We start from the raw sequence: 14,381 nt of genomic DNA, 5'->3' as shown, positions 1-14,381 counted from the left end.
TTACTGAGATGGAAAAGGCAATGTAACATGAAAAAACGTATCAGAATGTTCAGGATAGAGGTAGTCTGATGCCAATTTTACTTGAAGGACAGAAAATGAAAGATAAAGTAGTAGGACAGAAAATGAAAGATAAAATAGTAGAATACTGGAACTTCAGAAGTTCTGATTATCACACAGAATATGCTCACTGTATGGATGAGGAAATGGATGTCTGGAAATCCATTTTTTCTGAAATTCTGCTAACGGATAAAAAAGTCCGTGCAGTGGAAGTTGGAACGGGTCCCGGGATTCTTGCTATCTCTCTTGCTACCATGGGACACGATGTAACAGGTGTTGATTTGTCGGAAAATATGCTTGAAAAAGCAGCTGCAAATGCTCGAGAAAAGGGAGTAAATATCCGGTTAGTGCAGGGAGATGCAGAAAAAATTCCTCTTCAAGACGGAGAGTATGATTTTGTTTTTAGCAAGTATCTTCTCTGGACTTTGCTTCAACCGGATAAATTTCTGGATGAACACTCCCGGTTATTAAAAGACGGGGGTCTTATGATGATAATCGACGGTATGTGGTTCCAGAACCCTGATGGAACAGAGAAGATAGGCAGTCGATTCGCTCGGTTTGAAGAGTTGTATGCCGATGTTAAGCCGAATCTGCCCCTTGCGAAAAACAATACTCCTGAAAGGATAACCAACCTTGTACAGTCTCATGGATTTGAGGTTGTTTCATGGAGGTTTTTGGACGATTACGATGCGTTTTTGGAACGAAACGATCCGTCCGTTCATGCAGCAGCGTATATCCAGCCTCCGCATATGATTCTTGCAAAGAAAAAAGTCAGATCTGATTAAATCTTTCTTAATCTTTTTACCTGGCTCTTCGAAGGTTCGTGTGGGTAAGTTTTTGGCGTGAAGCTTTAGACTTCTATTTTAGACTTATTAATTACTCTGTTTTATTCTGGAGATTAACTTATCCATATGATGCAGCGAAAGCCTGAAGATCAATTTCCGAGCTAAGTAAACAAAAAATTTACTTCAAATTCATAGAACTTTAGCTATACTGCGGTGTGGTGGCAGTAAGTAATTTGATTTACACCCCCTATCAAAAGGAACGAAATATTCTCAGGAAGGGATTTTCATTACTGCAACTATTAACAAAAAAATCACCGGGGCAATAACCGGACATTTTCTCATAGATCTCTATACTCCTATACTTCCGATTATCCTCCCGATCCTGATTGACACGATGGGCCTGTCCTATTTTCTTGCGGGTCTTATTGTCACCGCGTTTAATGTGGTATCCTCAATAACCCAGCCGTTTGTCGGTCTCTACAGCGATAAAACCGGATGGCGTGCAAGTGTTCCGCTTTGCGTTTCAATTGGCAGTCTAGGTATCTGTCTTACCGTTTTCACAAACAATTATTTGCTCCTTCTCATGCTGGTAATGGGAGCTGCAATCGGTCATGCGTTGTTCCATCCATCAGCGATGGACCTGGTTTACCGGTTAAGCCCGCCGGCAAAAAGGGGGATGTACAATTCAATATTCACAACCAGTGGCAGCATCAGCTACTCTATTGGACCTTTTATTGCAGGAGTTTTGATTGAATTTGCCGGTCTTCCGTCGGTAGTATGGATGGTGATTCCGGGTATTATAGGAGCGGCGTGGATTTACCGAAATGATCTCAGATATCTGGATGAAAAAGTTTATGAAAAGCCAGAGAAGAAGGTTATAAGTCATCCGGTGGAGAGAAAAAAATTCTGGTGGATTCCTGCAGGGCTGGTTGTGATAATCTGTTCTCTTCGCGCCTTGGCATATGTAGGACTGATCACCTATCTGCCGACACTTCTAACTCTTGAATCTCAGGAGTTTGATACGGTGACTACATCTCTGATTATAACTATTATGTTGTTTTTTGGAGTTGGGGGTCAGATTGCAGGAGGGTATTTTTCAGATCGTTTCGGGCGTAAACTGATGCTGGTTCTGGGTCTTTTGCTTGCAGTGCCGCTTTTTGCTCTGATTTTTCTTGCTGACGGCTGGCTGATGTACTTTGGGATCATGATGTACTCTTTTTTTGCCTGTTTCTGCTATGTGACATCGGTTACAATGACGCAGGAACTTCTCCCTGGAAACGTCGCTTTCGCATCAGGCCTTATTCTCGGGCTTTGTATGGGTGTTGGAGGAGTGGGAGCCGCGGTTATCGGGTGGGCTGCTGATGTAATGGGTTCGCTCTCTGATGCAATGTTTCTGTTGATTATTCCTACGATATTATGTCCGATTCTTGCATTGTTTGTCCGGTATCCTGCGGGAAATTAAATAAATCATAATTCATAATTTGAAATTCGAGAAGGGCAGCAGACCCGAATCACAGTTTGACAGGGCATCTTTTCGATTTTTTCTATAAAATCATGTATATATAAATCCGAATCCCATTAATTATGCTATGGGAGTGAAGAAACATCTTTTGTGGTTTTTTTTAGTTTTTATTGCATCTGTATTTCTTTTTTCAGCTTATATGCCTCACTATCCGGATGGTATTGTTCAGGCGAATGTGTCCGGCAGTGAAATGAACCAGGCCGGATCGGATCCGGGAATTTCTGCGGAAATCCCGGCTGCAAACCCTCTGAGATTTCCTGTTTCCGGAGCAGCTGAAGCCGGAGGGGATCTGGAGCTTACTATTTATGAACAGGGGTTCGCCATGGTAAAAGAAACACGCGAGGTTGAGCTTGAAAGCGGGGCCAACCGGGTGGAATATACGGACATTGCTTCCGGAATTATCCCTTCCTCGGTTCTGGTCGAAGACCCTGAGGGTGGCGAGGTGACCGTGCTTGAACAGAACTATGAGTATGACCTTGCGAGCAGTTCCGGTTTGCTTGAAAGGTATCTTGGCAGGGAGATTACAGTAACGGGCATAAATGGTGAAGTGTACACAGGCAGGCTGCTCAACCACGAGGGAAAAGGGATCGTCCTGGAGACCGAATCAGGCGAAGTTATGGTACTTCAGGAAGTCTCCGGGATAGAGCTGCGGAACGCTTCCGAACTTTCAACGAAGCCGACTCTTGTCTGGGAAATTTATTCGCCTGCTTCGGGAACTCGCAAACTCCTGACGTCCTACCTGACAGATGGCATAGGCTGGAGCGCAAATTATGTCCTGAAAAGTAACGCCGACGACACCGAAACTGACATCAGGGGCTGGGTGAATATCGACAACAGGGCAGGGATGACCTACGAGAATGCAGTCCTTAAACTCGTTTCCGGAGAAGTAAACCTCGTATCTTCGCCGGTACGGCCCTTGCCTGCTGGTCGTGCCAAAGAAACCGCAGCTGAAGAACAGGCAGCGCCGGCCTTTACGGAAGAAAGCCTTTCCGAATATCATCTCTATACTCTTGACAGCCCGACAACTCTGAAAAACAATCAGGAAAAGCAGATTTCACTTTTCTCCATAGACTCCGTGCCTGTGAAAAAGGAGCTTATCTATGACAGTGCGCTGGGCGAACGGGTCCGGATTTCCCTCACCTTCGAAAACTCAAAGGAAACCGGACCTGGTATGCCTCTTCCGGCAGGGGTCGTAAGAGTTTATAAAGCCGACTCTGCAGGAGAACTCCGGTTCCTCGGGGAGGACGGCATAGGGCATACACCCCTGGGCGAGGAACTGAAAATAACCGTTGGTTCGGCTTTTGACCTTGCAGTCACACGAACCAGGACTGATTACCGGCGCATAAGTGATAACGTGGAAAGGGTAAGCTACGAGATCGAAATTAACAACAGCAAGTCCGAACCACAGGACGTGACTGTCGTTGAACATCTTTATGGGGAATGGAAAATCCTTGAAAACTCAGATGAATATGAAAAAACCGACGCTTTTACCATTGAATTCAGAGTAACGGTCCCTGCAAACGGTACGAAAACCATTACATATACCGCAGAAAATCGTTTTTAACCGGAATCCGATTAGAAGAAACCGAAATTAAGAGGATGGAATAAATCCGAAATAAATTCTAAAGTGAAAGCTGAAGTAAAACTCTGGGGAAAAGAAAAATCCGAAGAAAAAAGCACAGAAGAAAAGCAAAACAGCATATTTTGAAGAATATTCCGGCTGGCTGAAGAAGCCCTCACAGGGATAGCCGCCGGCAAATTCTCAAAAAGTGGATAAGTAAATATTCAGAAATAACGAAGTGAAAAGGAATTGCAAGACCGGGTACAGAGTTTTTCTGTAACCTGGCATTTTTTGCATTTATCCTTCGAGCACGATCTCGATGTTTATGTCTTTTGGGACCTGGATTCTCATGAGCTGGCGGAGTGCTCTTTCATCGGCTGCGATGTCGATGAGCCTCTTGTGTACGCGCATTTCCCAGTGGTCCCAGGTTGCAGTCCCATCACCGCTCGGACTCTTCCTTGTAGGAACGACCAGCTTCTTTGTGGGCAGCGGAACAGGCCCTGAAATGTTTACTCCTGTCCTTTCCGCAATTGACTTTACCTGGTTGCAGACTCCGTCCAGATCCTTGGGGCTGATGCCTGACAATCTTATTCTAGCTTTTTGCATAACCTTTTTTCTCCTTAAAAAATGAAAAAAGGAGAGTGTTATTTCTGCTTAACACTCATGCACATGCCTGCGGCAATTGTCATACCCATGTCACGGATAGCAAATCTGCCGAGCTGTGGAATTTCTTTTACGGGCTCGATAACCATCGGCTTTGTTGGTTTGATGGTAACGATTGCTGCATCGCCGGCCTTAATGAAGGTCGGGTTTTCTTCCTTAACCTGGCCAGTCTTCGGGTCCAGCTTCTTGTCAAGAGAGATCAACTGGCATGCGATCTGGGAGGTGTGGGCGTGGAAAACAGGTGTGTACCCTGCAGTGATAGCGGAGGGGTGCTGGAGAACCACAATCTGTCCTACGAATTCGTCAGCAACCTTTGGCGGGTTGTCAGTATGACCACAGACGTCTCCTCTGCGGACGTCGTTCTTGCCGATACCACGGACGTTCCACCCGATGTTGTCTCCGGGGTATGCCTGTGGAATTTCTTCGTGGTGCATTTCAATGGACTTAACTTCACCGCCGGCTCCGCCGGGCATGAAGACTACCTTGTCGCCCTTCTTCATTACACCGGTTTCAACTCTGCCTACAGGGACAGTTCCGATACCGGAGATTGTGTATGCGTCTTCGACAGGGATTCTGAGAGGGAGAGTGGATGGTTTTTCTGGTTCCTTGAGGTTATTGAGAGTGTCCATCATGGTGGGGCCCTTGTACCAGGGAGTTTTGTCGCTGTGTTTTACAATGTTGTCGCCATAGAATGCAGAGGTAGGAACGAAGGGGATTTCGCTTGGCTTGAACCCGATCATTTTAAGGATACCGGATACCTGCTCAACGACTTCCTTGTATCTGGCTTCACTGTAGTCTACTGCGTCCATCTTGTTGACTGCAACAATAAGCTGGGTGATACCAAGGGTCCTGGAAAGGAAGATATGTTCCTTGGTCTGGGCCATGACACCATCAGGGGCTGCAACGACGAGAACTGCAGCGTCAGCCTGGGAAGCGCCTGTAATCATGTTCTTAACGAAGTCACGGTGGCCTGGGCAGTCCACGACTGTAAAGTAGAATTTGTCTGTGTCGAATCTCTTGTGAGCGATGTCAATTGTGATACCTCTTTCACGCTCTTCCTTAAGAGAGTCCATAACCCATGCGAAGGCGAAAGATTCCTTGCCCTTCTGTTTTGCTTCTTCTCTAAACTTATCGATGATGTGTGGAGCTACAGCTCCTGCATCATACATTAAGCGTCCTACGAATGTTGACTTACCGTGGTCAATGTGACCAATCACTGCTAAATTAAGGTGTGGTTTGTCTGCTGCCATTTATTATTCTCCTTTATAAATTATGGATGAGTTTCAATGCTATATCAGATTATAGTATATTAATATTAGGGCAGATCTCGTAATGATTAGACCTTCTCCGGTCTTCTTTCAACCATTACTTACAATTTTCCCGTTTTGAACTTTATCGGGTCAGCGTAATTTGAATTTCCAGAGGCCTGGACTGTTTTCCCCAATATAGGCATACCTTCTTTTAAATCTTTCCCATTGACTAAACCCTCTGAAGATTTCTAAACTTTTCTCCTTCGAATTCGCAGAGAGTTTTGCCTTGAAGCTTGTGCCTTAAATAGGGAAGAGAAGCGGAAAAATTCCGCTTACATTGAAAGGAAGTCAGAAGCTTTTGGCAGGTCCTTCTTCAGGCCCTTCCTTTCTCTGATCTGGCCAACGATTTCGTTCAGGATGCTTGACGGTACAACGTCAAAGCCTCCGAACTCCGTGCTCCACATTGCACGTCCTTCGGTTGCGGATCTGATCTCTCCGGCAAACCCGAACATTTCAGCCACAGGTACCCTGGACTCGATAATTGCCAGGTCACCCTCAGTGGTCATGTTAAGGATAATTCCGCGGCGGCCCTGAAGTTCTTTTGTTGCACCGCCCATTGTTAGCTGGGGCACCTGGACAAAGACCTTCTGATAGGGCTCGAGCAGGCTGTCTTCTGCCATGAGCATACCTGCCTGAATTGCCTGCCTTGATGCGGGGATGATCTGGGCCGGACCTCTGTGGATTGCGTCTTCGTGGAGTTTTGCATCTACGAGCACACATTTCATGTTTGCTACAGGTTCTCTGGTAAGGGGGCCTGCCCTCATAACTTCTTCAAACCCGTCAAGTACCAGTTCCATTGTTTCGTTGAGGTACTGGATACCTTTGGTCATATCGATGAAGATATTGGAGTTGAAGATGCCGGTAATGCCTTTTGCTTCTTCTTTCTCCATACCGAGGTCGATGAGTTTCTGCCTCCTTTCAAGCTCAGGCATGTTCATGCTGACCTCCCCTTCTTTGATAGCACTGACAATCTCGGTATCAAGGGGCTCGACATAGATATAGAATCTGTTGTGTCTGTTCGGAGACTTTCCTTCAACAGCATCAATCTTCTTCTTGATGGTTTCCCTGTAAACGACAATTGGCTTGCTTGTGGTGATTTCCACGTTCTTGTCCCTTTCGATCCTGTGGGCGATAACTTCGAGGTGAAGTTCTCCCATACCTGCCATCAGGTGTTCCCCGGTCTCCTCGTCCAGAGTAATCTGGAGGGTCGGGTCTTCCTTTGCAACCTGTCTGAGAACCTCAATGAGTTTGGGCAGGTCTTTGGTGTGCTTGGCCTCTACGGCTACAGTGACCACAGGTTCGCTTACGTGCCTGATGCTTTCGAAAGGAGTCATGCCATCAAGAGTAGTTACGGTGGACCCTACGATTGCGTCCTTTAAACCTGTAACTGCGGCAATGTTTCCTGCAGGGATCTTGTCCACTTCAAGCCTTTCCGGGCCCATGAAGATGCCTACCTGCTGAACCCTGCTCTTCTTTGCAGTGCCCGAGGTGTAGACTTCCATACCGCGGGTAAGAGAACCACTGAAAAGCCTGCCTGTTGCGACTTCTCCTGCGTGAGGGTCAACGGAGATGTCCGTTACCATGAATGCGAGGTCTCCCTCTGCATTTGCGCTGGCCATGGACTTTCCGACTTCGGAGCTCTCGTCTCCGTGCCAGATAACCTTTACTCTGCCCTTCTGGGCTTCAAGCGGGTTTGGCAGGAAGTGAATAACCATGTCAAGAACAGCTTCGTGCAGCGGGCACTTTTCTGCCAGGGCCTTCATGTCCTCGGCTTTACAGTAGTCATATACGTCTTTAAAAGAAACCCCGGTCTTCTTCATCATAGGCACGCTGATTGCCCAGTTGTAAAGGGCTGACCCGAAGGCTACAGTACCGGCTGAAGCATCGACTTTCCAGCCTGCCTTGAACTTCTCGGGGTTCATGTTCTTGATGAGCTTGTTCACGTGGTCAATGACCTTTCCGAGGCGGACCTGCATTTCCTGGGAATCGACCTGCAATTCATTGATAAGCCTGTCCACCTTGTTAATGAAAAGTACGGGTCTGACGTGTTCTCTCAGGGCCTGCCTCAGCACGGTCTCGGTCTGGGGCATCGTGCCCTCTACCGCGTCAACTACCACTACCGCACCGTCTACGGCTCTCATGGCACGGGTAACGTCCCCTCCGAAGTCAACGTGTCCGGGGGTGTCGATAAGGTTGATCAGGTAGTCTTCATTATCAAATGTGTGAACCATGGAAACGTTGGAGGCATCGATTGTAATACCTCTTGCCTGTTCCTCTTCATCGGAGTCCATGAACAGCTGTCTGCCGGCAAGTTCCTTGGAAATCATGCCTGCGCCTGCTAACAGGTTGTCCGATAATGTGGTTTTACCGTGGTCAATGTGTGCAACGATTCCGATATTTCTGATCCTCACGGGATCATTCATGAGCGTTGTCACACGCTCGACCATTTTCTTTCTTCGTCCCATGCTAATACCTTTTAAGCGAGATGTGAATGGTTATATATTATTTTTCAAAAGCGGGCGGGCCCGCACAATTAATTAGCGTGCTGCCTTCGCAACTCTTTCCTTTGCATCCTTTCTGTTGATGGAGAAGGATTTGGTATCGCGGTTTGCGGCGCCTATAAGTTCGGTTGCCAGACATTCTGCGACAGAGCGCTTGGATTTGAAGGCTGCGGCATTTGTTCCCATGCTGATGTAGCGCAGGGCAGTGTCAACGCGCCTCTGGGGTGCAGTGTCAACTGCTTTTGGTACGGAGATCCCGCCGTACTTCAGCCTGACCACTTCTTCTCTGGGGCCTGCATTGGCGATGGCATCCACGAGAATCTGGATGGGGTTCTGCTTGGTCTTCCTGTTCACAATGTCGAAAGCTTCTTCAACTGCGCGGAGGGTCACCTGCTTCTTTCCGCTGTTGACTTCCGTCCTCATCAGGTTGTTTGCCAGGCGTTCGACAATCGAGATTTCGGATTTGTTGAACTGCTGCCTTGCATGTTTCCCGCTGCTGTGAGGGACGATTACGGGGGTAAGGCTGACATAGCGCTTAATTCCGAGGTCTTTTACCTCTACTTCCGCTGGGTCCCATTTGCCAAAAATCTTGTACAAAAAAATCATCTCCTGGGCTTTTCCAATCTGCCGATGACCAGCTGGTTCAGGGACACGTTGTTTACGGCAATTACCTTGAAACGTACGCCGGGAATGTCACCCATAGCACCGCCCATGCGGCCTCCGATCCTTTCTACGGTAACTTCATCGTGTTCATCAATGAAGTTTACTGCACCGTCTCCGGGACAGAATGCGGTTACCTGACGCCCGTTTTTAATGAGCTGGATTCTTACGCATTTTCGAATTGCGGAGTTCGGCTGTTTGGCTTCGACTCCTACCTTCTCTAATACAATACCCCGACCCTGCGGTGCACCACCAAGGGGGTCGGCTTTCACGTTCAGTCCAAGAACACGCCTGCCGTAGTATGTATCTTTCCAGCGGGCATCTTTCCTGGTTTGTTTGAGAATATTAGCTGCATATTTTCCTTTAGCCATTGTAAATTTCTCCAGTTAAAATTGATCACAGTTTCCTATTGTGGCATTAAATGCCAGAATTGTCCTTCAACGCCGGATTAATGGATCAACATGAATTAATGGGATATTACTGCAGGATCACGTCTTCTATAGTGTGGTGACGACGGGCAAGCATCTTCACTTTCTCTATGTTCTTGCCGTTGCGACCGATGGCAAGCCCCTTCTCTTTATTGGGTACCTCTACATAAGCTAATCGCTTGCCATTTTTGGTTGTAAGGTTTACTGAACTTACCGATACCGGTCCGAAGGCATTCTTTATAAAGGTAACAGGATCCTCTGAATACTCCACAAGCTCGATGGGTTTGTCCAGGGCTTTTTTGACACGGTTTATATTCTCTCCGTTTTTGCCTATTGCAAGCCCCATATCGCCCTGCTTTACGACATACACGAGCCTCTCCTCTTCCGGGATACAGTCAAGTATCTTGGCTCGAGTCATGTTTTCAAACAATGCAATGTACTGGATGCTTTCTGCAGTAAGTCTTATTTCGCCCAAGACGTTGCAACTCCTTTTATCAAGCTGTAGCTGCCAGGATATCCGATTCCCCTGCATCGAGGATTGCCATGGCTGCAATCGTGAAGGGCTTTCCGCATACAGGGCCGAGTTCTACACTTGTGCCTTCGTACTCCAGGACCGGAATGTTTGTTGCCTGAATTTTCTTTTTAATGTCTTCTGGGCAGTTCGATGCCAGGACTACCATTTTTGCAGAGCCGTTTGCTGCTGCATCCACGGTCCGGTTGGCTCCAACTATTACTTTTCCTGTTTTCACAGCCTTGATAAGAGATTTATCAACATTGATCTTCATTTTCATCAACTCTGTCTCAAATTAGCTCGTCTACTCTGTCTCTTTCTCAATAAAGATTCCAAGCTCGGTGAGTATATGGTACTCTAAATACCTGATGCCTTATATCAATTTTCTGGTTATGAGCCTCGCGGACTCAAGTTTCTGCAGCAGGATCCGATGAAATTCATAAAGGTAATGTATACCTGATGAGAACTGCTGTCCTATAAGGGTATATATTTAAATAATTATAGGTTAAAACCGGAGTTTTTCCCTTTTATGCCTTCATTCTTCCTCTGCTTCAAGCTCTTCAGCTTCAACTTTTTCAACTCTTCTGCTGATCAGGTGCACATCACCCGTGCCCATGCGAATAGGCTGGCCGACAATGATGTTTTCCGTAACACCCTGCAGCTGGTCCACATCTCCGCGCATGCCTGCGTCCAGGAGGTGGTTGACAGTAACTTCGAAAGCTGCACGGGCAAATACACTGGCCTTTTCACCTGAAATTCCATGCCTACCGATCTGTTTTACTTCTCCGTCACAGGTCATGAGGTCTGCCACAAGCATGATGTGCCTGATATCCACAGTCAGACCCTGTTCACGCAGGGTATCCGTGGCTTCCTTTATAATGGCATTTCTTGCAGCCTCGACTCCCAGCACTTCGTAGATTTCATTGATGTTGTTTGTACTGGTTCTGGTCTTGTCCACACCATCGAACTGCAAAACATCCCGCAGAGCTGAGCCTTCAGTATAGAGGGTATACTCTTCACCCTCCTTCCTGACCACCACTCGCTTGATCCCTTCGATACCTTTAAGGGTTACATTGTGGATGCTTTTTGCAAGCTGGAGCAGTTCTCTGTAAGATGGCTCTCCGGGGGTGATGACAATCTGATTATCGATATCAGGGGAGATGCTGACCAGTACGTTCAGTTCTTCGTTGAATTTATCTTTCACCTGGTCTATGGTAATATTCCTGCCTTCCATTGCTTTTTCGTGCAGGTCTATTATAAGCTTCATCTGAGAAAGGTCAGTGGTCACATCGGCGATGTGGTCGATTTTGGTTGCCTCAATCTCCCATGCCAGAGCTCTTGTCTTTTCCCTGTCGTAAGCGTAATCTTCAGGGTGCTCTTTAGAAAGGGCAATTGTCATCATAGGAGTGCTCGGAATCTTCCTTGCATCCACGATTTCAATAAGGCGGGGAAGACCGAGAGTAACGTTAATCTCGGCCACACCGGCATAGTGGAAGGTACGCATCGTCATCTGGGTACCCGGTTCCCCTATGGACTGGGCTGCAACGACGCCCGCAGCATCACAGGGTTCAATGCATGAGGTAGCATATTCTTCCATCATCTTTTCTATGATCTCTTCCATTTCCTTCTTGCTTACCCCGGCTTTGAGAACATCTTCTCTGAGAGTGTTTAAGATGTTTGAAGGAAACGGCAGGTCCTTTATCATGCTGTCTATCGTAGCTTCACTGATACTCATCATGCCACCTCCCTGTTCACCACGGAACGGACAATCCTGTGGATGGTTTCGGGCTTGCTGAAGTCACTCTTAGTCGGGTTGATCCCGTCTTCTCCGTACTTGAACTGAACAAGCACACCTCTGGTGTCCCTGACAGTAAGGTCGTACTGGACTTCAAGGTCCTGAAGGGCGTTGACAAGCCTCCTCTGCAGGTAACCTGACTGCGATGTCCTGACCGCAGTGTCCACAAGCCCTTCTCGACCGCCGATTGCGTGGAAGAAATATTCCGTCGGGTTTAACCCGCTCTTGTAACTCGCCTTGACGAACCCGTGGGCATCCGAGCCCAGGTCCCCTTCCAGGAAGTGGGGGAGAGTCCTGCCTGAGTAGCCTCTGCGAATACGTTCCCCACGCACTGCCTGCTGACCTACGCAGGCTGCCATCTGGGTAAGGTTCAGGATGGAACCTCTGGCTCCTGAGCGGGCCATGATAACTGCCGGGTTTTCAAGCCCCATGTGGCTGTCTGCAATTCCACCGGTCTCGTCTCTGGCTTTTCCGAGCTTCTGCATGATGCTCATCTCGATTGTTTCATCGAGGGTTCTGCCCGGGAGCGGTTCGAGCTCTTTATTTATATAAGATTTGATAAGGTTCTGCACGGCATCTTCAGCTTTACCGAGGACTTCATTGATCTGGATCCTGGCTTCTTTCGGAATGTCTTCGTCAGCTATTCCGAAACTCAGCCCGGTACGCATTATTGCCCTGATTGCAAGCTTGGTCATGTCGTCAACAAAGCGGGCTCCGGCTTCAGGCCCTACTTCCTTGATGATTCTGTCCTGAACTTTTCCTTTGAATGCTCCGATGGCCGCTTCATCTATCGTGCCAGTAATCAGTTCTCCGTTGCGGATTATGACGTAGGCGTCATTCGGACATTCTTCTTTCTTGCAGGTGTCGCAGTGGGAGCAGACCTGGGCTGAGAATTCCATATTAAGGGTTTCAGGCAGGATCTGGCTGAAAATCTGTTTTCCTGTCCAGAAAGGTTTCCCGTTTTCGTCGTGACCTGCCGGTTCTGGCAGGTTGCGTGCGCGGCTTTTCCTCAGGATGTCGTAAGCCTCGTGACTGGAAATATGGTTTTCAAAACGGGTCAGCAGGAAAAGCCCTGATATGTGGTCGTGAATCCCGCCGATAATGGGCCCTCCGAAACGCGGGGAGAGGATGTTTTCCTGAACCTGCATGAGGATCTTTGCCTCGGCTCTCGACTCTTCGGTCTGAAGGGCATGCATGTTCATTTCGTCCCCGTCAAAGTCAGCGTTGTAAGGAGGACAGACTGCAGGGTTCAGCCTGAAGGTTTTGTTAGGCAGAACCTTTACGGAATGAGCCATGATGCTCATCTTGTGCAGAGACGGCTGTCTGTTGAAAAGCACGGTGTCGCCGTCTTTTAACTGTCGTTCCACAACCCAGCCGAATTCAAGTTTTTCGGCAAGGTCGTCCTTATTCATATTGGTTACCTTAATGCGCCTGCCGTCAGCTCTGAGCACATAGTTTGCCCCGGGGTGGATGTCTTCGCCGTTCCTTACATAGACCTTGAGCTGTTCGATGTTCCTCGGGGTTACCACTGCCGGCATTGTCAGGATCTGGGCAATGGGCATGGGGACGCCGACTTCATTTATACTCAGGTTCGGGTCAGGAGAGATAACGGTACGGGCTGAGAAGTTAACACGTTTACCTGACAGGCTTCCTCTGAACCTTCCTTCTTTACCCTTCAAACGCTGGGAAAGGGTCTTGAGAGGCCTGCCTGACCTGTGTCTTGCCGGAGGAATTCCTGAAACCGAGTTGTCAAAGAATGTAGTAACGTGATACTGAAGAAGCTCCCAGAGGTCCTCAATGATAAGCTGGGGAGCGCCTGCTTCCCTGTTTTCCTGGAATCTCTGGTTGATCCTGATGATATCTACCAGCTTGTGGGTCAGGTCGTCTTCACTGCGCTGCCCGGATTCAAGAGTGATCGAAGGGCGCACGGTAACCGGCGGCACGGGCAGGACGGTAAGGATCATCCATTCCGGTCTTGCATTCTTCGGGTCCATCCCGATAACCCTGATGTCCTCATCCGGGATGTTTTCGAAGCGGTCTCTGATCTCTGTAGGGGTCAGTTTCTCGCCGTTTTCCAGGTATTCGCTGGGCTTTTCGAATTTGATTTCGAGCTGTTCCTCGTTACAGTAAGGACAGCTCTTTACCTTGCTGGCTTCTTTGTACACCTCATTGATGAGGTCGTCAGGCATGTGCCCTATTTCTTCAACCGCAAGGAGCTGGTCCAGAAACTGCTGTTTTTGAGCCGGTTCCAGCAGGAGCCTGCTGCATTTTCTGCAGGTTGCCCTGAGAAGTTTTCGAATTACTTTGTTAAAACCTACGTGGACAACAGGGGCAACAAGTTCGATGTGCCCGAAGTGTCCCGGACACTCGCCTGCCCTGCCGGAACAGGTTTTGCAGCGAAGCCCGGGGTCAATTACCCCGAGTTTTGTGTCCATAAGCCCCATGTCAATTGGAAATCCGTCATCATCGTAAGTGTCAGCCGTGATAATAGGTGTTGCACTCATCTTACGGATTTCTTTCGGGGACATTAAGCCGAATTTGATAGAAGCAATTCTCTTTGGAATTGGAGGTACGTTTGCCATATGTCC

General features: G+C 47.9%; 12 protein-coding genes. 3 read left to right on the top strand and 9 right to left on the bottom strand.

Going from position 1 to position 14,381, the window contains the following annotated elements; translation table 11 throughout:
* The first annotated feature begins 95 nt into the window (after positions 1 to 95).
* The 3 genes from ACSAZL_RS14565 (at position 96) to ACSAZL_RS14555 (ending at position 3,928) form a co-directional block, all read left to right on the top strand.
* Entirely contained in the window at positions 96 to 842 is a 747-nt protein-coding gene (locus ACSAZL_RS14565) for a class I SAM-dependent methyltransferase (protein WP_440945347.1), read from the top strand.
* A 280-nt stretch (positions 843 to 1,122) separates the two neighbouring features.
* Positions 1,123 to 2,304: an MFS transporter gene (locus ACSAZL_RS14560; protein WP_440948864.1), complete on the top strand. Its 1,182-nt coding sequence runs from the start codon at positions 1,123 to 1,125 to the stop codon at positions 2,302 to 2,304.
* Positions 2,305 to 2,503: 199 nt separating this feature from the next.
* Positions 2,504 to 3,928, top strand: coding sequence for a DUF4139 domain-containing protein (locus ACSAZL_RS14555; RefSeq protein ID WP_440945346.1), 1,425 nt, complete (start codon positions 2,504 to 2,506; stop codon positions 3,926 to 3,928).
* A 294-nt stretch (positions 3,929 to 4,222) separates the two neighbouring features.
* Here ACSAZL_RS14555 and rpsJ read toward each other — a convergent pair whose 3' ends face one another.
* The 9 genes from rpsJ to ACSAZL_RS14510 form a co-directional block, all read right to left on the bottom strand.
* On the bottom strand, positions 4,223 to 4,531 hold the full coding sequence (gene rpsJ / locus ACSAZL_RS14550; protein ID WP_011021276.1) for a 30S ribosomal protein S10: 309 nt from the start codon (positions 4,529 to 4,531) through the stop codon (positions 4,223 to 4,225).
* A gap of 38 nt (positions 4,532 to 4,569) precedes the next feature.
* Positions 4,570 to 5,838: a translation elongation factor EF-1 subunit alpha gene (tuf, locus tag ACSAZL_RS14545; RefSeq protein WP_440945345.1), complete on the bottom strand. Its 1,269-nt coding sequence runs from the start codon at positions 5,836 to 5,838 to the stop codon at positions 4,570 to 4,572.
* 332 nt (positions 5,839 to 6,170) lie between these two features.
* On the bottom strand, positions 6,171 to 8,363 hold the full coding sequence (locus ACSAZL_RS14540) for an elongation factor EF-2 (RefSeq protein WP_440945344.1): 2,193 nt from the start codon (positions 8,361 to 8,363) through the stop codon (positions 6,171 to 6,173).
* 72 nt (positions 8,364 to 8,435) lie between these two features.
* A complete protein-coding gene (locus ACSAZL_RS14535; protein ID WP_440945343.1) occupies positions 8,436 to 9,005 on the bottom strand; it encodes a 30S ribosomal protein S7 in 570 nt (189 codons plus the stop codon).
* Positions 9,002 to 9,430 carry a 30S ribosomal protein S12 gene (locus ACSAZL_RS14530; protein WP_011034194.1) on the bottom strand — a complete coding sequence of 143 codons (429 nt, stop codon included), beginning with the start codon at positions 9,428 to 9,430 and terminating at the stop codon, positions 9,002 to 9,004. The genes ACSAZL_RS14535 and ACSAZL_RS14530 overlap by 4 nt, the downstream gene beginning before the upstream one ends.
* Before the next feature lie 106 nt (positions 9,431 to 9,536).
* Positions 9,537 to 9,962, bottom strand: coding sequence for a NusA-like transcription termination signal-binding factor (locus tag ACSAZL_RS14525; RefSeq protein WP_011021281.1), 426 nt, complete (start codon positions 9,960 to 9,962; stop codon positions 9,537 to 9,539).
* A 19-nt stretch (positions 9,963 to 9,981) separates the two neighbouring features.
* Positions 9,982 to 10,278 (bottom strand): 50S ribosomal protein L30e, encoded by a 297-nt coding sequence (locus tag ACSAZL_RS14520; RefSeq protein ID WP_440945342.1) that lies wholly within the window; start codon positions 10,276 to 10,278, stop codon positions 9,982 to 9,984.
* Between the two features lie 255 nt (positions 10,279 to 10,533).
* The gene (rpoA2, locus tag ACSAZL_RS14515) at positions 10,534 to 11,703 is read right to left on the bottom strand and encodes a DNA-directed RNA polymerase subunit A'' (protein ID WP_440948863.1); all 1,170 of its coding nucleotides are present in this window, start codon (positions 11,701 to 11,703) and stop codon (positions 10,534 to 10,536) included.
* Positions 11,704 to 11,732: 29 nt separating this feature from the next.
* Positions 11,733 to 14,375, bottom strand: coding sequence for a DNA-directed RNA polymerase subunit A' (locus ACSAZL_RS14510; RefSeq protein ID WP_440945341.1), 2,643 nt, complete (start codon positions 14,373 to 14,375; stop codon positions 11,733 to 11,735).
* Positions 14,376 to 14,381 lie beyond the last annotated feature (6 nt).

It is taken from the genome of Methanosarcina mangrovi (genome assembly GCF_052057765.1).
In the GTDB taxonomy this organism is placed as follows: domain Archaea; phylum Halobacteriota; class Methanosarcinia; order Methanosarcinales; family Methanosarcinaceae; genus Methanosarcina.
This window is presented reverse-complemented; position numbering and strand designations above follow the sequence as displayed.